Below are 16009 nucleotides of genomic sequence, written 5' to 3'. Positions count from 1 at the left end.
TAATTTTAGAATCTGTGAGAGGATTGAGAAAATGTACTATGCTCCTTATTATGCCAATATACCAATGTATAGCTATGGAAATCAGTCTGTTCACTGGCCTGTTCCGTATGAAGTAGTACTACCGAATAGTGCCTATCCATATCAAGCTGTCAACGGAAATAACAGTCAAATGAGTACCGATTATGGGCAACAGCCTTTTGTTGTAAATATGGAGGAGGCAACGAAGCGGAACAATACGTACCGTACTGCTCTATGGACAGGAAGCCATTTGCAAATTACGTTAATGAGCCTCAATATTGGTGAGGATGTAGGTTTAGAAATGCATCCACATGTCGATCAGTTTGTCTATATTGAACAAGGGCATGGGACTGTGCAAATGGGGTCGAGTAAAGAAAATTTAAGCTTTACACAAAATGTCCATGATGATTACGCGATCGTAATACCTGCTGGAACTTGGCATAATTTAACCAATATAGGGAATGTGCCATTAAAGCTGTTTTCAATCTATGCTCCTCCTAACCATCCATTCGGAACTGTCCATGCTACAAAGGCGGATGCAATGGCTTCGCATGGAGGCTATGGTCAACACAATTAATCACGAAATAATTTTTCATAGTAGAAGCAGAGTTGTTGATGTATAGTAGCTCTGCTTTTACTATGCCAAGCTTAAAATCAATTATTTGATGATCTATTGACGAAATTAAAATTTACGTGTTATAATTATCTCGAATTCAAGATATATTAATTCGAGATAAAAATCGAATATGCAAATTATTCTTTTATTAGAAGTTTGAAGTAGCATGTAGTTAGAAAACATATACAAAGAGAATATTTATTTATGAAGGGAAGTTGTTACTATGAGCAAACATACAGAAGGAATTCACCATATCACAGCCATTGTAGGGCATCCACAAGAGAATATTGATTTTTATGCGGGGGTTTTAGGTTTAAGGTTAGTAAAACAAACAGTCAACTTTGATGACCCAGGCACGTATCATCTTTATTTTGGTAACAATGCTGGGAAGCCAGGAACAATTATTACGTTCTTTCCTTGGCCAAATGCTTATCAAGGGCGTATCGGCGACGGTCAAGTTGGTGTAACAACATACGTTGTACCAGAAGGAGCACTACCTTTCTGGATTCATCGTCTTGCAAAATTTTCTGTTCCATTTAAAAAAGCCGAACGCTTTGGAGAGCAAGTTGTTCAATTCGATGATCCACATGGGCTTCATATTGAATTAGTCGCACGTGCAGAAGGTGAACGAAATAATTGGACATTTGGTGAAGTTACACCAGAAGTTGCTATTAAAGGTTTTGGTGGTGCAACGCTTTATTCAAGCCATCCACAAGAAACAGAAAAGGTATTACGAGATGTGATGGGGCTTGAAAAAATTGCAACAGAAGGCGATTATGCTCGATTCAAAGCAAGCGCTGATATCGGAAATATTATAGACTTAAAAACGGTATCAGGCGTACGTGGTCACATGGGGGTCGGTACAGTCCATCATATTGCTTGGAGAGCAAAGGATAATGCAGATCATTTAGCGTGGCAAGAGTATGTGATGAATCATGGGCAACATGTGACAGAAATAAAGGATCGTAACTATTTTAACGCTATTTATTTCCGTGAAGCAGGTGAAATTTTATTTGAAATTGCGACAGATCCACCAGGATTCGCGCATGATGAAACATTGGAGACAATGGGTAGTCAATTAATGTTACCGTTGCAATATGAACAACATCGAGAACAGTTAGAAAGCGCGTTAATCCCGATTCAAGTACGTTCATTAGATGAATAAAAGGGGAGGGCAAGTTGTTTGATTTCAATTGATCCGAAGAAAAATACAGAACGTGAAAACTATAAATTATTAGTTGGCAGCATTATTCCTAGACCTGTTGCTTTTGTAACGACTTTGTCCGAGCAGGGCATTATAAATGGCGCACCGTTTAGTTACTTTAATATCGTGTCATCGAATCCACCGATGATTTCCCTAGCAATTCAAAGAGCAACAGGGCGCTTAAAGGATACCGCTCGTCATATTTTGTATCAAGAACAATTTGTAGTGCATATTGTAGATGAGGATAATGTTAACCAGGTAAATGAAACAGCTGCTTCTTTGCCGGTAACAGAGAGTGAAATTGAAAGAGCTAACTTTACAGTAATCGACAGTCAACGTATTAATGTGCCGGGTGTTAAAGAGGCGAAAGTCCGAATGGAATGTCGCTTAGTACAAAGTATTCCTTTAATTAATAAAGAAGAGCAGACGGGCGATTTATTTATTGGCGAAATTGTACAATTCCATTTAGATGATGTGATTTATCAGGAAGGACGAATAGATGCTAGCGCGTTAAAGGCGGTGAGCCGATTAGCTGGAGCGAGTTACGCAAAAATCGGCGATATTTTTGACATAGAACGTCCTCAATAAAGTGAATAAGGAAATTTTTCGGGAAGATATATAGCTCGTGAATGGCTTACTACAGAAAATAGTCGAACCATTCACGAGCATTTCCTGTTTCTTAAATGGATAAATCCTCTTTCATTTTATATCATTTCCTGACATGCCCAAGCATCAATTTCTACTTTTAACACTGGCGAAGCAAGTGCTACTACATATAGCATTGTCATACAAGGACAATGATCTCCAAAAAAGTCACGCATCACGTGCTTTCTTTGAGCTGTGTCAAATTCTCCAACTAAATAAAATACGACCTTAGTTAAATCAGCAACAGTCATGCCAGCACACTCAAGATTTTTTTTAATATTGTTAAGCGCTAGTTGCAATTGAATGATTGGATCTTCGGGCACAGTTCCGTCAAACGCCATTCCGATTTGACCTGAAAATGTGAGCCATCTGTTTGGACCAGTTATTTCAATTTGGTGTACATATGGAGCTACAGGCGGGTGAATTTCTTTTGGATCTCTTGAGATTTTCATCGAATCATTCCTTACCTATTCTAATTTGGAGATACTTCTGAAATTTCGTACTGAAATTAACATAAAACAAAAGAAGTTGCTTTGGATATGATAGTTTATAAGGGTATAATAGAATTATTAAAATTTTGGCTATAACGCTGATGTAGCTTTCAATACACATTAATCGTATTGTCTTTCATTCTAATTCGAAAAGTGTAAAAAATCTATGTACAATGGATTGAACTTCTAGAAATAGGGTTGTTGATGAAGAGAACACCAAACTGGTTTTATTCAATAGAGTAATGGAAACACGCTTCTAAACAGAGGTTTTTATCCCCCTAAACTCAAAGGACCATGAAAATGATACATATTGATAACTAATAATTTTTTCTACTTGCTTAATATATTTCGCGTTCTGTAAGTTGGCAGTAGAGGCAGCGAAGCCGTTTTGTAGAAGGAGTGAATGCATGAGTAATTTTTTTCGAAGTAATGGATTTAAACGTTTTGTTATTCTAGCTGGGATCGCTGTTGCACTTTATTTAATGCGGAGTATGATTAACCTTATTCTTCTGACATTCATTATAACCTACTTAATGAATGAGCTTTCTACTAAGGCGACAAAAGAGTTTAAACGAATCGCACCCATTAATGAAAAAGCGATGATTGTCTCCCTTTACCTCTTACTTGTGGCAGCGATTATTGCAGTTATCTATAAGTATTTGCCGGTTGTGACCCAACAAATTACACAGCTTTTTGATTTGATTGCAGCTTTTAATCTCAATCCGAACGATAATGAGGTTGCGAGATATTTGGCTCCGACATTTGAGAAAATTGAACTGGGAAAATATTTAGAACAAGGTGTTGACCTTACGTTAAAAAATTTAACGAACATTGGGAAAGTCATTTTGCATGTGTTCATCGCACTTATTTTAAGTTTGTTCATCCTTTTGGAGAAGAAACGAATTATTGAATTTACTGCAAAATTTAAAGATAGTAAAATTGGTCCGCTTTACGACGAGTTAACATATTTCTCTAAAATATTTATTCGTTCTTTTGGAAAAGTAATTGAAGCGCAATTTATCATTGCTGCAGTAAACTGTGTTTTATCCGTAATTGCTCTTTCTATCATGGGCTTCCCACACTTAATTGCACTAGGAATAATGCTTTTTATTCTTGGTTTAATTCCTGTAGCAGGGGTAATTATTTCATTAGTCCCGCTTAGCATTATTGCTTATAGCATAGGTGGACCGATGTACATTGCTTACATTCTGATTATTGTCGTGGTGTTGCATGCGATTGAGGCTTATTTCTTAAATCCAAAGCTCATGTCTGCCAAAACAAATCTTCCTATTTTTTATACATTTATCGTCATCCTATTCTCTGAGCAATTCCTCGGGGTATGGGGATTAATTATCGGTATTCCATTGTTTATGTTCCTGCTCGATATTTTAGGTGTAACGTCTTTAGAGGAGGAAACCAAACAATCTATAGCTATCAATGAACATAAGTAAACTAAAAGGAAGCATCGCTTTATGCGCATGCTTCCTTTTTAGGTACCAGGCACGCCAACAATTTACCCACTAGTTTGAATAAACCGCGCGTGGCTTTCTTTTAATAAATAAGAGAATGAGCAATGCTGTAATGCCTTCAGCAACCGGGAAAGTCCACCAAATTGCTTGCGCGCCGAATAATTTAGGTAGCAAGAGGAGTGCTGGAATAAATAGAATAATACTGCGTAGTAACATAATCGTTGTTGCAAGACGAATTTTTTCAATGGATTGGAAAAATTCTGCAAGCACCATATTCATACCTAAGAAAACGTAGCCAATTGCAAAATGGACAAAGCCTTGTGTTGCCATTGTGCGAATTTCAATTTTACTATCCCCAAACAGTTCCATTAATTGAGAAGGAAATAGCATCGCAATAATGGCAATGCTTAAACCGAGTATGAGGGCGGTAGCTAAGCCAATCTTCAAAAGCTCGAGTAAGCGTTTTTTTAATCTGGCGCCGTGATGGTAACTGACTAGAGGTTGGAGTGCCATACCAATGCCTAAGAACACAGTTAATAATACCGTATGAATATAGTTAACCATTGCATAGGCTGTCACACCGTTTGCTCCTAAATAGTGCAGAAACGATACATTATATAAAATCACGATTAACGCCATGGAAGCTTCTACAATAAAGCTAGGTAAACCGATGGCGAATATTTTTTTCAAATCGGATATGTTGAAAAAAGTAGAGACAAATTTTAATTCAGACTGCTTTCGGAAGAAATGGAGACATAGTACCGACATACCGATGATAGTAGAGATTGCTGTTGCTAACGCGCAACCCTTTACACCATAATGGAGTACGAAAATAAATACGTAGTTTAAAAGGATATTTAAAATAGATGTTGTGATTAAACCCATCATGGCAAGCTTTGGGTTTCCATCGTTTCGAATGAAAATGCTTAATAAATTTTCGATTGTGTAAAAGACACCGAATAACAAAATGACATGCAAGTATTCTTGGACATAAGGATAAGTCACATCACTTGCCCCAAAAATATAGGAAATTTCCTTTAAATTTAATAAAAGTAGTAGCACTAAAGTTAAAACTACCGCCAGCATCGTTGTAAACGAAAGTGTAAAAAGTTGATGTGCGCGTTTTTTATTACCTTCTCCAAGTGAAATGGAGTACAATGTTGCACCGCCCATACCAATCCACAGAGATATGGATAATAAGATGGAGAAAATCGGAACGGCAATATTGACGCCTGCTAGAGCAGTTGGGCCAACGCCATGACTGACAAAAATACCATCGACTAAAATATTTACTGACATCAGTAGCATACCAATCATCGCTGGGAACAAATAAGAAAGAAATAATGGTCTTAAGGGTCTTGTTTCAATGGGATTAATGGTCGTCATGAGTACGTACCTCTCTTACCATTACTTTTTCGCCCTTTTCATCGAGTTCCCCATTAAAGACGAACCCAAATAGTTGATAGAGATGAATGGCTACTTTATTGTTGTCATAAACACTTAAAAATATTTTTTCGCAATTGTATGTTGCCTGTAAAAAATCGATTAGCTGTTGCAAAAAGTATTTTCCGAGCCCTTTATGCTGATAACGTTCATCGATTAAAAAACGGTCAAGCCATACTCGTTGTGACCCATCCTCATGAGGAAACAAGCCATACATTGCGAAGCCGACTACGGTATCCTCCCTATATAATCCAACGGGTATAAAGCGTCGGTCAGATGCTGCCTCGTCTAGGCATTGCTGTGTCGTTTCAATAAAGTCCTGCTGATTAGCAGCAATGTGTAATGCTAATACATTTTCTTTGTTTAAAGCTGTGATGTCACGTATTTCCGTGAACATAATGTCAAAACCTTTCTAAATTTATTGTGATAGCTACAATCTAAAGTATATAGTAACTATATAGTCAAGGAAGGAAACTTAAAAATGCTTAATAAAAATGTAAAATATTTTACAACTGGTGAATTTGCCAAACTGTGTAAGGTTAATAAACAAACACTGATTTACTATGATCAAATCGGTCTTTTATCACCGATTATGAAAGACCATAAAGATTATCGTTATTATACAATTGCCCAGTATGATTTTTTTAGCGTAATTGAATTATTAAAGACAGTCGGTATGTCGTTAAAAGATATCCAAAAGTATATGGCAGATAAATCGCCTGAAAATTTTTTAGAGTTAATGCATCAGCAAAAAGCGCTTGTAGCAAAGAAACGCCAAGAGCTCGAAATGATAGAGAGTATTATAGAAGTGAAAATTGAAACAACAGAGGAAGCCTTGCAGACAGATTTTGATAGTATTACCATTGGTCATTTTCCAGAGGAAACATTGTATTTAAGTAAAAATATCGAAGATGCCACTGAAGAACAGTTTGTTAAGGCGGTCTCGGATTTTATTGATGAATTGGATCGCTCGCAGCTTGATACAGGTTATCCGATTGGTGGCATTACTAGAAGAGAGCAAGTTTTAGCAGGTAACTATGATAATTATTGTTACTTGTATATGGAGCAACCACAACCGCAGGAAGGGCATCCTTATTTTAAGGCGATTGAAGGGGACTTTATTATTGGCTATCATCTCGGGCTATCAACAGAACTTGGACAAACGTACGAACGATTATTTAAGGTTATGGATGAAAGAGGCTATGAGCTGGGGCAATACGTATATGAGGAATATATTTATGATGCGGTGATTAAAAATCGAGAAGAAGAGTATGTAACAAAAATTATGATGGAAATAACAAAAAAAGCGAACTAGCATAATGGATGCTTACCTAAAAAGAATCTACGACACTGCGGCCGCTGACCCGCAAAGTGAGTAGATTCTTTTTATTTGTAAAAGCGCTTAGCAGTTGCATGCAAGTTTATTTGTAATGGTAAGCGTTAGCTCTTGGATTGTTGCGTTGAATTTTATTAAACCATGCTTCGTCTTTTTCTTCTTGTTTTAAAGTATTAACGATAGTTGAGGCACAGTTAACACAAATTTTAGCTTGTGTTATTTTACCGCAGCGTTCACATGGTGCACCGAGATTAGGGAAGATAGATGTTTTTAATTTTCCTGTCTTTACCCATTTATAAAGTAAGTCAGATGAAATACCTGTTAATGCAACAATTTCATCATTTGTTAATTGACGATTATTTTTCCGTAGTAAAAAATGATGTAATTCCGAGAAAATATCCTCTTCTCGAGCGTCTATTTTTTTTTCGAAAAGTAGCATTTTATTCCTCTCCCTTATCTAGTTATTTAATGATTTCTTCTTTATTTTCAACGTCATTGTTAGGGTGTTCGTCATATTTGTAGTTTTCCCAACGATTGCGTGCTAATTTTCGATATTTATTTGAAACACTGCGATCCGCAATCAAGCGAGAGAATCCTTTTTTCGCTTCCCCTATATCACCGAGGCGAAGGCTTAATTCTGCATGTAAATATTGAATTCGCTCGCTGCCTTCTTGATTGGATGCAAAAGATTTACTGTAAAAATCTCTTGCAGCATATAAATAGTGAATTTCAGATTCGTTTTCATTTTTTAGACGGTAAAGCCAGGCTATTTTCAGTGCGATATTAGCCATTAATAGTGCCTCTTCCATAGAAGCCTTGGCAACGAGGTAGGCTAATTTATAGCTTATGATAGCATCATCTATAGTCCGTTCTTGACAGATGTTCATAGGCTTTTGTAGTTCTTTAATATACAGTTCATCGATAAGTAGCATGAAAGGTCCGTAAGTTCTCGTCATAGATTTATGGTAGGCATATCCACAATGTGGGCATACGGCAACTTCATACAGCAATGGATTTAAGCCTTCGTAAACGGGCATAAAATCCGTTTGTTCTTCGACTACTTTATAACGATTCGGACGTACTTTATATGTTGTATATTGCTTTTTGCAAAATTTGCAGTCCACATTACTTTCGTAGTAGTAAATATTAAAACCCATATGAATCAACTCCTCTGTGTCGAGTTTTTAACATTTCTTTAGTTCTACTTAAATGGAGGTAACACTCGTTCAATATATTTAATGAATTTTCGACTATTTTAGCAATCCTATGTTTATTGATATAATCCTTTAGCATTATTAAAGTAGTGTCAAATAAATTGTTTTAATTTTATGTAAAATGAATGTTAGTTTAAATACACTAGCAATAGTATTTATCGGTGGTATATGTGTAAAAGTTAAATAGTTACGCCTACATTGTTAAAATTACGTCAGACATACCTAGTGTGCATTTTTTTATTCATCTTTTAGTAGGTTTATTATAATACATATAGGATAATTTTACTATTCAATATTATGCTTAATATAAAGTAACTTTGTGGACATAAAAAAGAATGCGTACGTTACGGTTATCCTATTTTGGCGTAAAATAATGGGAATCATTAATAGTTAATTTAAAAGGAGCGCATACATGTATGGACTGTAAAATCGTATTTTTTGATGTAGATGGTACTTTGATCAATTATGAGGATGGTTGTATTGAAAGTAGTACAAAGAATGCTTTACATATACTAAAAAACAAAGGGATTCGGTTAGTTGCTGCAACCGGTAGACCACTGTCTATGTGTCAGGATTTATATAAATTAGGGATTGATACATTTATTACGGCGAATGGTGCTTATGTTCGGCACGGAGACCAAATAATCTATGCCAGCCCCATCGCTCAAAACATTGTACAAAGTGTTAAGGCTTTTGCAGACGACCATCATAATAGCCTGTCATTTTTCACTGATCAATTATCGATGAATAATGTACAGCACCGTGAAACACTAAAGGCAATGAATGAGACATTGTCTTTAAGACAATATCCGCCCGTCAATGAAAATATTTTAAATGAGCAAGTTTACTTAATGTGTTTATATGTAAATGAACAGGTAGAGAAAAAGTATAGAACACAATTTCCAAATTTGAAGTTTGAAAGATGGCATCCTATGATTACGAATGTTTTACAAGAGGATGTATCAAAAGCAATTGCTGTTGAAGCTGTACTTAGCTATTTTAACTTGCATCCAAAAGAGGCGATTGCTTTTGGGGATGGAGAGAATGATATGGAAATGCTAAAGCAAGTTGGATATGGTATTGCAATGGGCAATGGAAGTGTAGCCTTAAAAAATATTGCGGATGAGGTCACGATGGCATCGAATAAAGGCGGCATTGATTACACCTTGCGCAAACTACAGTTGATTTAAAAAAGAAATGTCATCTTTGCTATTGGTCATGGCGACTCTAGCGGGATGAACATGGAGAGAAAAAAGCCCCGCGGCAAGCACCGCCGAAGCGGACAATAACAGCGTAGCAAAAAAGTGTTAGATTGACTGCCATCAATCTAACGCTTTTTCGCTTTTGTCCCAGCCTCTTTATGCCTTGTGATAAAAAATAATGCATGCTTTAATAGTCAGTTAATATCAAATAATTTGAAATGTCAGCAAATTAATATAAATTTTATATAATAATTAATAATTCAGTAAATATATTTATTTTGAATTATTTTGAAAATTGTAGTTAAATAACCCTGATTTTTAGCTTGATTATTGAAATGTTACCTGTGATTATTTAGAATAATTTTAACTAGATTTGAGGGGGTGTGATACGATGGCACAACAGATTCTATGTGAAGTCAATAACTGCACGTATTGGGGTTCAGGAAACAAATGTACTGCAGAGGCTATTTACGTTGTTAGTCAAAAAGGTCAGCGGGCATCCAATAGTGAAGAAACAGGATGCAAAACATTTACACCTGAAGAGCATTAAGGCTGGTAGAAGCCGGAGCGCAAGAGAAAAAGTGTTAGATTGACGACAATCAATCTAACACTTTTTTGCTTTGCGTTAATGTATGCTACGGAGGATGTTTTCAAATGTCGTAATTGGTCATATCTATTTTGTCTTTCTTGAACAATAGGGTATGTGTATTTTTTACCTTTTTCCATATATTATCCAATGAGGGATACCAACTACTCTAGTATAGTTTACGGGTTCTATAAGAATATATAGATATGAAAATAGCAAGCCTTTCTTCGTCACCAATATAGCACTAACGCTAAACTACAACACCCACCTTCTTTCAAAACGATGCGGATATTATCTGGTGTATATTTCGCTTCAAACTTCGTTGTAATTCCAGCAGAAGAAATAAGTTTTTGGACTTCATCTTGATTGGAAAGCTGTGCAGCGTTTTTAAGATCATGTGCAAATTGATCAGAACCCTCAATTTTCTCTGTCAGTAATTGCACTTGTTGCATAATTGTTTGCATCCCTTTTGCTGATGTCTTTAATTTTATGGTATTAATAGGCGGATAAGGGCTTGTTGTCGGGGTAGGCATGGCAAGTTGTCTAGAGACATGATGGGGTGTAGGTAGGATAGACATTCCCCAATTTGGATAATGGTTATAAACATAATACGGATAAGGATTGTAATACAGCGGATTTCCTCCCATCCATTTGCTAATATCTTATGTATCTTATGTAGTTACATACCGTTTTGTGTGAGGCTGTTCTTCTTTCAAGCCGGAGCATAAGGTATAGATAATGATTTGCATAAAAGGGAATTGAAAGAAAAAATAGAATAAGTAATAGATATTGAGAAAAGGGGGTTATTGCTTGAATCGTTTAAATTTAATTACACTGGGTGTAAAAAGTATGGTTGAGTCGCTTGCATTTTATCGTGATGGGCTTGGTTTTGAGGTGGTTGTCTATGGAGATGAAACAAATCCTGATGTGATTTTTTTCAATAATGGAGGAACAAAAATTTCTCTATTTCCTATAGAACGATTAGCAAAGGATATAAATGAAGAAAACCCACCAAAAATAGGCACCGACTTTACGGGCTTTACGCTTGCCTATAATGGAAAATCTAAAGAAGAAGTCGATGATATCTTTTCACTAGCAAAAAAAGCTGGAGCAAACATTGTGAAAGAGCCTGAAACGGTGTTTTGGGGAGGGTATAGTGGTTATTTCCAAGATCCCAACGGCTATTATTGGGAAGTGGCGTATGGCGATATGTGGGAATTTGATGAAACAGATATGTTAATTATTAAATAATAAATAGCGTGCGTAAAAATTTACCTAGTTTACAGAGGAGTTGATATGGTGCAGCAACCATTTTGGGAAAACGAGTACTTAGCAGATACGCATTTTGCCTTTGGTAATCCTAGTGAGGAAGTAGTTGAATGGGCAAAAAAATTACCCGCGGATGCACGCATTTTAGATATAGGATGTGGCGATGGTAGACATGCCGTCTATTTAGCACAGCTGGGGTTTAAGGTAGAAGCCATTGATATTTCAGAGGCGGGTATTGCTAAAATAAATAGATACAAAGCGTTGCACCAATTACATAATTTGCGGGCAGACGTTCAAGATATTACTACATATCAGTTTAGCGATACTTATGATTGCATCATTTCACATGGCCTATTTCATTTTTTAGCGCGCGAAGATTGGCATCGTATTATTCAGTTAATGCAAGAGTATACAAAAATAGAGGGCATCAATATTATTACTGTATTTACAGACGAAGTTGACATTCCAGAAGATTTAGCACCGTTTGTTAAAGGCATATGTCAAGAGGGGGAGATTAGAGAATTATACGAGCAATGGTCCATTGCATTTTATCGCTCCTATCAATTTGAAGATCAGCACGAAAATAATATAAGACATTGTCACGCAGCCAATAAACTAGTCGCTATAAAAAGAGCATTGTAAATACAGTGATAGTTTTACTTTAGGTTAATTTTGGGTTTATTTCTTAGCTGAAGTATTGAATACACCAATTTTGTTAAGGATAACAAAAGAGGAGGTGTGATACGATGGCACAACAGATTTTATGTGAAGTCAATAACTGCACGTATTGGGGCTCTGGAAACAAATGTACGGCAGAAGCTATTTACGTTGTAAGTCAAAAGGGTCAGCAGGCATCCAATAGTGAAGAAACAGATTGCAAAACATTTACACCTGAAGAGCATTAAGGACGGTAGAAGCCGGGGCACAAGAGAAAAAGAGGCTGGGACATAACTAAAAAAATTTAAAGAACAGAGGAAAGGTGTTCATAAATTTTTGCTATATGGAGAACTTATCTTTTCTTGCTTTTGCAATAAATAAAAAATTAGAAGTGTTCACTAGTTGTTGGTAGCGGAAGCGGTGACTCCTGCTCAGAACAGCGCACAATGTAAGACGTAACAGACCGCGCGTTAGCGAGGGTTGCGGCTTACTGTGCTGAGCGGAAAGCACCGCCGTAGCGGACAACAACGGCGTAGCAAAAAAGTGTTAGATTGACTGCCATCAATCTAACACCTTTTCTCTTTTGTCCCAACCTCTTTTTGCGATGGCGGAAGTTTTCTAATGTCGTAATTGGTACATATCTATTTTGTCTCTCTTGAACAATAGGGTATGTGCATTTTTTACTTTTTCCTCTACATAATCCAATGAATAATTGCCAAATGCATCCGTTAAGTCACCAATGGCGCGCGATAAATTATCAATCACAGGAATTAATGTATCAAGCTCCATCGGTTCTCTCCTAGTGTTCATCTCATCCATAATTTCGTGAGCAAGATGTTGAATTATTCGTAGGCGTTTGTTTTCAGCTTGCATCATATCCTCCTTTAAACATCAACTTTTTATCCTCAATAAATATATGAAGGACGTTTACAGTTCATGAATGATTACTTTCGCTCGAAGCTCCCATAACGAGACAAGTAAAAAGCCAGACTTCATCAAAGTGAATGGAGTCTGGTTTATTTTTTAGTATTGAAATGTAACGCGAACAGCTGCACTAATCGTTAGTTGACCTTGCTCAATGGGCGTTGTCATGGATGAATCAGCCATTGCCATTGATTTATAAAGCACAGGGGCATGATCGTTTTCTTCGACGATTTCAATCGGTTGTGGCTGTACAGATAAGTGCATCGTTTGCGCGATTGTTTTCGCCTTCATTTGTGCATTATGAAGTGCTAAGCTGAGAGCTTGCTGATAGTATTCATCCGCATGGTCTATTTTAAATTGGATGGAGGAAATCCGATTTGCTCCATTTTCGACAGCTGTATCAATAACAGCTCCTACTAGATTAGTATCAGGTATTTTTACCGTGATAGCATTTACTACTTCATAGCCTTTAAACATTTGTTTACCTTCTACATAATCATAAATAGGTGTAATCGTATAGGCGGCGGTCTGAATGTTTTCTCTCGGGATAGATAACGCCAAGAGAGCATGAATAACACGATTCATAGAGCTAGTATTTTGTTGTTGCGCTTGTTGTACACTTTCATCTTGTGTTGTTACCTCTATTTTAAGCTGGACATAACTAGCGTTAGCGACTACTTTTCCATTTCCGGTAACGGTCATTATTCGCGATGTATGGGGTACTTGTAGTTGGGCATGTGTGTAATACATTTGAATTCCACCTCCCGACTCGTTCCTAGCGTGTGTTAAATCATTTTTAATAATGCTTCTACACCAGTCATTCCTGCAAATATACCTAGTTGCTCCGCTTCAAATGTAACAGATTCAAGAGGGGCGGTTAAGAGCTCATCTATCGTTTTCACACCAACCGCTCGACCTGCCACAATTTTTCGATCTAATAAGCGACTATTTAAAAGACCGACATCTAATGCACCACACATGATGTAGCCTGTATCATTAGAAATAGTTAATAATGTTGTTTTTGGTAAATGCACAATCACAGCAGTGAAAAAATGACCTTTAATCATAATAGGTTCAATTGTCACCATGAACATCACTCCTTTTCTCTCTATACATATGGCAATAGATAAAAAGGTGTTCAATATTTCTACTAAAATTCTAAAGCGAAAAAAATCCACTGTGCTTCTGCGTGCACGAAAAAAGCCACAGCCTTCACTATCGCGAGGCTTGTTGCGTTTTACGTATCGTGCATTTTTTGCAGAAAGGCTACGTGGATTTTAATTTCTCTATATATAAATTGTGTCAGTGCCAGGCACTGATTATTTTGTATATGAAAGCATAGCTGTTTGTTTTATATTTTTTAACGCTAATTTAGCCTCATCTTGCGTAGTGTACTCGAACATACGGAATGTATCTTGCTCAAAAACAGTAATAACCCACATTGTAAAATCCCCTTTGTTGTCAATTTGTAGTATAACAGTTTTGTTATTTTGAATAATTGTTATATATCAGTTATGCCCTTTATTCTACACTGATTTTCAAAAAAATAAAGGGCTATATGAAAGGTTTCACATTTCGTTCATAATTTGACGTTGCGTAAATGAAAAGTATTTAAAAATAAAGATGATCGAAATAAATTTAAGTAAAAAACTGTGAATAATGAAGATACTGTTTGCTAATTGGTTTTTTAACATATCTTTTTAAAGGGTTTAAGTAAAAACAGGTAGCACCTCAAAAGTATAATTTAGCGGCTTTCGTAAATAGTAAGATGAGCTGAAATATGCGAATGAAACATGGGAGGTGATACTGTGATACGTAAAAATGTATTGTTTTTGACGGTTTGCTTATTAATCATGTCGTTATGTTTGACAGACATGCGTACCTCTGCAGAAAAAGGGCGTAGTGAATATGAGAAGACTGGTGAAGTTGTTTGGGATATAAATACAAAGGATAAAATCGTTGCCTTAACTTTTGACGACGGTCCACATCCAAAATACACCGCAAAAATTCTAGATACTTTAGCAAAGTATGAAGCAAAGGCTACATTTTTTATTATTGGTCAAAATGCAGAAAAGTATCCAGAGCTTGTTTCACGAACTTATAAAGAGGGGCATGAATTAGCCAATCATACGTACTCTCACCCGTATAAAGTTTCAATTCCTGATTTACAGGAAGAACTAAGGCAGACAAACCAGATGATTTATAGTATTACTGGCTTTTCTCCTGTTTTATTCCGTCCTGTAGGTGGCAATTACACTGAAAAGATGATCAATACTGCGGTAAACAACGGTTACAAGGTAGTCATGTGGTCTTGGCATCAAGATACACAGGATTGGAAAGAACCAGGGACAAATAAAATCGTCCAAAAGGTGTTAGGTGGAACAAAACCGGGAGATGTGATTTTGTTTCATGATGGAGGCGGCAACCGCACACAAACGATTAAAGCTCTAGAAGAAATCATACCAACTTTAAAAAAACAGGGCTATACATTTGTAACTGTATCCGAATTAATTGAAAAAAAGCAGCAACAAGAGAAATTTCAATAAAAAATAAGCCATTTCAAAATAATGAAATGGCTTATTTTTCTCTATAAGAAGCGGATATTCTAGGTATTTATAGATTAGAAAAATAATATAGGTGCCAACGCAATACCGGCAATTGCTCCAAATGCAAAACCAATGCCAAGTCCAGCGCCAAATCCTGGTCTAAAGCCCCAACCCCAGAAACCTAAACCATATCCTCTATATTGTCTATCAGGTAGAATCCATACCTGTTTTCTATCCACTTTCGTTATTTCTCCAACATGAACATTGCCAGATGTATCAGTAATTCTTACACGTTTACCGTGATATTTACAGCAAAGATTATAACAATCAGCTGGATTCACAAAAATCTCCTCCTTTCTACGTCTTTACAAGTTAATATATGCCGTTGC

General features: G+C 36.4%; 22 protein-coding genes. 11 read left to right on the top strand and 11 right to left on the bottom strand.

The genetic code is table 11. The features are described from left to right. The first annotated feature begins 31 nt into the window (after positions 1–31). From MHH88_RS20995 to MHH88_RS20985, 3 genes are all read left to right on the top strand, one after another. Positions 32–595: a cupin domain-containing protein gene (locus tag MHH88_RS20995; protein ID WP_025220797.1), complete on the top strand. Its 564-nt coding sequence runs from the start codon at positions 32–34 to the stop codon at positions 593–595. 262 nt (positions 596–857) lie between these two features. Further along, on the top strand, positions 858–1799 hold the full coding sequence (locus tag MHH88_RS20990) for a ring-cleaving dioxygenase (RefSeq protein ID WP_069508183.1): 942 nt from the start codon (positions 858–860) through the stop codon (positions 1797–1799). Positions 1800–1817: 18 nt separating this feature from the next. Then, the gene (locus MHH88_RS20985; protein WP_339260485.1) at positions 1818–2426 is read left to right on the top strand and encodes a flavin reductase family protein; all 609 of its coding nucleotides are present in this window, start codon (positions 1818–1820) and stop codon (positions 2424–2426) included. A 116-nt stretch (positions 2427–2542) separates the two neighbouring features. Here the strand turns inward: MHH88_RS20985 and MHH88_RS20980 are convergent, their stop codons facing one another. Continuing rightward, positions 2543–2935: a RidA family protein gene (locus MHH88_RS20980; protein WP_339260483.1), complete on the bottom strand. Its 393-nt coding sequence runs from the start codon at positions 2933–2935 to the stop codon at positions 2543–2545. 446 nt (positions 2936–3381) lie between these two features. On the opposite strand from MHH88_RS20980, the gene MHH88_RS20975 reads away from it, so the two are divergent. Then, positions 3382–4425: an AI-2E family transporter gene (locus MHH88_RS20975; protein ID WP_069508176.1), complete on the top strand. Its 1044-nt coding sequence runs from the start codon at positions 3382–3384 to the stop codon at positions 4423–4425. A gap of 69 nt (positions 4426–4494) precedes the next feature. Here MHH88_RS20975 and MHH88_RS20970 read toward each other — a convergent pair whose 3' ends face one another. Both MHH88_RS20970 and MHH88_RS20965 read right to left on the bottom strand, forming a co-directional pair. Further along, on the bottom strand, positions 4495–5829 hold the full coding sequence (locus MHH88_RS20970; RefSeq protein WP_339260481.1) for an MATE family efflux transporter: 1335 nt from the start codon (positions 5827–5829) through the stop codon (positions 4495–4497). Continuing rightward, positions 5816–6283, bottom strand: coding sequence for a GNAT family N-acetyltransferase (locus MHH88_RS20965; RefSeq protein ID WP_103977801.1), 468 nt, complete (start codon positions 6281–6283; stop codon positions 5816–5818). The genes MHH88_RS20970 and MHH88_RS20965 overlap by 14 nt, the downstream gene beginning before the upstream one ends. A gap of 84 nt (positions 6284–6367) precedes the next feature. Here MHH88_RS20965 and MHH88_RS20960 point away from each other — a divergent pair, with 84 nt between their 5' ends. Further along, a complete protein-coding gene (locus MHH88_RS20960) occupies positions 6368–7201 on the top strand; it encodes a MerR family transcriptional regulator (protein ID WP_339260479.1) in 834 nt (277 codons plus the stop codon). A 106-nt stretch (positions 7202–7307) separates the two neighbouring features. Here MHH88_RS20960 and MHH88_RS20955 read toward each other — a convergent pair whose 3' ends face one another. After that, positions 7308–7661: a hypothetical protein gene (locus tag MHH88_RS20955; RefSeq protein ID WP_024364010.1), complete on the bottom strand. Its 354-nt coding sequence runs from the start codon at positions 7659–7661 to the stop codon at positions 7308–7310. A gap of 22 nt (positions 7662–7683) precedes the next feature. After that, positions 7684–8379, bottom strand: coding sequence for a DUF2225 domain-containing protein (locus MHH88_RS20950; RefSeq protein WP_103977803.1), 696 nt, complete (start codon positions 8377–8379; stop codon positions 7684–7686). Positions 8380–8852: 473 nt separating this feature from the next. On the opposite strand from MHH88_RS20950, the gene MHH88_RS20945 reads away from it, so the two are divergent. Beyond that, positions 8853–9626, top strand: coding sequence for a Cof-type HAD-IIB family hydrolase (locus tag MHH88_RS20945; RefSeq protein WP_069508166.1), 774 nt, complete (start codon positions 8853–8855; stop codon positions 9624–9626). 403 nt (positions 9627–10029) lie between these two features. After that, complete coding sequence (locus MHH88_RS20940) at positions 10030–10188, top strand: DUF1540 domain-containing protein (protein WP_069508162.1); 159 nt, start codon at positions 10030–10032, stop codon at positions 10186–10188. 266 nt (positions 10189–10454) lie between these two features. Here the strand turns inward: MHH88_RS20940 and MHH88_RS20935 are convergent, their stop codons facing one another. Further along, positions 10455–10871, bottom strand: coding sequence for a hypothetical protein (locus tag MHH88_RS20935; protein ID WP_339260475.1), 417 nt, complete (start codon positions 10869–10871; stop codon positions 10455–10457). A 163-nt stretch (positions 10872–11034) separates the two neighbouring features. On the opposite strand from MHH88_RS20935, the gene MHH88_RS20930 reads away from it, so the two are divergent. From MHH88_RS20930 to MHH88_RS20920, 3 genes are all read left to right on the top strand, one after another. After that, entirely contained in the window at positions 11035–11475 is a 441-nt protein-coding gene (locus tag MHH88_RS20930; protein WP_339260473.1) for a VOC family protein, read from the top strand. A 45-nt stretch (positions 11476–11520) separates the two neighbouring features. Beyond that, entirely contained in the window at positions 11521–12135 is a 615-nt protein-coding gene (locus MHH88_RS20925) for a methyltransferase domain-containing protein (protein WP_339260471.1), read from the top strand. Between the two features lie 104 nt (positions 12136–12239). Further along, a complete protein-coding gene (locus MHH88_RS20920; protein WP_069508156.1) occupies positions 12240–12398 on the top strand; it encodes a DUF1540 domain-containing protein in 159 nt (52 codons plus the stop codon). 370 nt (positions 12399–12768) lie between these two features. Here MHH88_RS20920 and MHH88_RS20915 read toward each other — a convergent pair whose 3' ends face one another. The 4 genes from MHH88_RS20915 to MHH88_RS20900 all read right to left on the bottom strand — a co-directional run bounded on the left by MHH88_RS20915 (position 12769) and on the right by MHH88_RS20900 (position 14516). Beyond that, positions 12769–13023, bottom strand: a complete 255-nt coding sequence (locus tag MHH88_RS20915; protein WP_069508152.1) for a group-specific protein — start codon at positions 13021–13023, stop codon at positions 12769–12771. A gap of 150 nt (positions 13024–13173) precedes the next feature. Next, complete coding sequence (locus tag MHH88_RS20910; RefSeq protein ID WP_339260468.1) at positions 13174–13824, bottom strand: SIMPL domain-containing protein; 651 nt, start codon at positions 13822–13824, stop codon at positions 13174–13176. Between the two features lie 35 nt (positions 13825–13859). Continuing rightward, positions 13860–14162, bottom strand: a complete 303-nt coding sequence (locus MHH88_RS20905) for a DUF1805 domain-containing protein (RefSeq protein WP_024364002.1) — start codon at positions 14160–14162, stop codon at positions 13860–13862. A gap of 231 nt (positions 14163–14393) precedes the next feature. Then, complete coding sequence (locus tag MHH88_RS20900; protein ID WP_255313814.1) at positions 14394–14516, bottom strand: hypothetical protein; 123 nt, start codon at positions 14514–14516, stop codon at positions 14394–14396. A gap of 411 nt (positions 14517–14927) precedes the next feature. On the opposite strand from MHH88_RS20900, the gene MHH88_RS20895 reads away from it, so the two are divergent. Next, the gene (locus MHH88_RS20895) at positions 14928–15620 is read left to right on the top strand and encodes a polysaccharide deacetylase family protein (RefSeq protein ID WP_339263144.1); all 693 of its coding nucleotides are present in this window, start codon (positions 14928–14930) and stop codon (positions 15618–15620) included. Positions 15621–15694: 74 nt separating this feature from the next. Here MHH88_RS20895 and MHH88_RS20890 read toward each other — a convergent pair whose 3' ends face one another. Then, complete coding sequence (locus MHH88_RS20890; protein WP_339260464.1) at positions 15695–15961, bottom strand: hypothetical protein; 267 nt, start codon at positions 15959–15961, stop codon at positions 15695–15697. Positions 15962–16009 lie beyond the last annotated feature (48 nt).

The sequence above is a fragment of the Lysinibacillus sp. FSL K6-3209 genome (genome assembly GCF_037976175.1).
Taxonomy (GTDB): domain Bacteria; phylum Bacillota; class Bacilli; order Bacillales_A; family Planococcaceae; genus Lysinibacillus; species Lysinibacillus sphaericus_D.
The sequence above is the reverse complement of the archived record's forward strand: the minus strand, read 5'-3'. Positions and strand labels throughout refer to the sequence as shown.

Excerpts from the sequence above, each read along its gene's own strand:
- MHH88_RS20940 (WP_069508162.1), top strand. The coding sequence starts at position 10,030 with ATGGCACAACAGATTCTATGTGAAGTCAATAACTGCACGTATTGGGGT.
- MHH88_RS20915 (WP_069508152.1), bottom strand. The coding sequence starts at position 13,023 with ATGCAAGCTGAAAACAAACGCCTACGAATAATTCAACATCTTGCTCAC.
- MHH88_RS20910 (WP_339260468.1), bottom strand. The coding sequence starts at position 13,824 with ATGTATTACACACATGCCCAACTACAAGTACCCCATACATCGCGAATA.
- MHH88_RS20990 (WP_069508183.1), top strand. The coding sequence starts at position 858 with ATGAGCAAACATACAGAAGGAATTCACCATATCACAGCCATTGTAGGG.
- MHH88_RS20965 (WP_103977801.1), bottom strand. The coding sequence starts at position 6,283 with ATGTTCACGGAAATACGTGACATCACAGCTTTAAACAAAGAAAATGTA.
- MHH88_RS20970 (WP_339260481.1), bottom strand. The coding sequence starts at position 5,829 with ATGACGACCATTAATCCCATTGAAACAAGACCCTTAAGACCATTATTT.
- MHH88_RS20920 (WP_069508156.1), top strand. The coding sequence starts at position 12,240 with ATGGCACAACAGATTTTATGTGAAGTCAATAACTGCACGTATTGGGGC.
- MHH88_RS20980 (WP_339260483.1), bottom strand. The coding sequence starts at position 2,935 with ATGAAAATCTCAAGAGATCCAAAAGAAATTCACCCGCCTGTAGCTCCA.
- MHH88_RS20935 (WP_339260475.1), bottom strand. The coding sequence starts at position 10,871 with ATGGGAGGAAATCCGCTGTATTACAATCCTTATCCGTATTATGTTTAT.
- MHH88_RS20995 (WP_025220797.1), top strand. The coding sequence starts at position 32 with ATGTACTATGCTCCTTATTATGCCAATATACCAATGTATAGCTATGGA.
- MHH88_RS20950 (WP_103977803.1), bottom strand. The coding sequence starts at position 8,379 with ATGGGTTTTAATATTTACTACTACGAAAGTAATGTGGACTGCAAATTT.
- MHH88_RS20945 (WP_069508166.1), top strand. The coding sequence starts at position 8,853 with ATGGACTGTAAAATCGTATTTTTTGATGTAGATGGTACTTTGATCAAT.
- MHH88_RS20975 (WP_069508176.1), top strand. The coding sequence starts at position 3,382 with ATGAGTAATTTTTTTCGAAGTAATGGATTTAAACGTTTTGTTATTCTA.
- MHH88_RS20955 (WP_024364010.1), bottom strand. The coding sequence starts at position 7,661 with ATGCTACTTTTCGAAAAAAAAATAGACGCTCGAGAAGAGGATATTTTC.
- MHH88_RS20905 (WP_024364002.1), bottom strand. The coding sequence starts at position 14,162 with ATGGTGACAATTGAACCTATTATGATTAAAGGTCATTTTTTCACTGCT.
- MHH88_RS20895 (WP_339263144.1), top strand. The coding sequence starts at position 14,928 with ATGTCGTTATGTTTGACAGACATGCGTACCTCTGCAGAAAAAGGGCGT.
- MHH88_RS20900 (WP_255313814.1), bottom strand. The coding sequence starts at position 14,516 with ATGTGGGTTATTACTGTTTTTGAGCAAGATACATTCCGTATGTTCGAG.
- MHH88_RS20960 (WP_339260479.1), top strand. The coding sequence starts at position 6,368 with ATGCTTAATAAAAATGTAAAATATTTTACAACTGGTGAATTTGCCAAA.
- MHH88_RS20925 (WP_339260471.1), top strand. The coding sequence starts at position 11,521 with ATGGTGCAGCAACCATTTTGGGAAAACGAGTACTTAGCAGATACGCAT.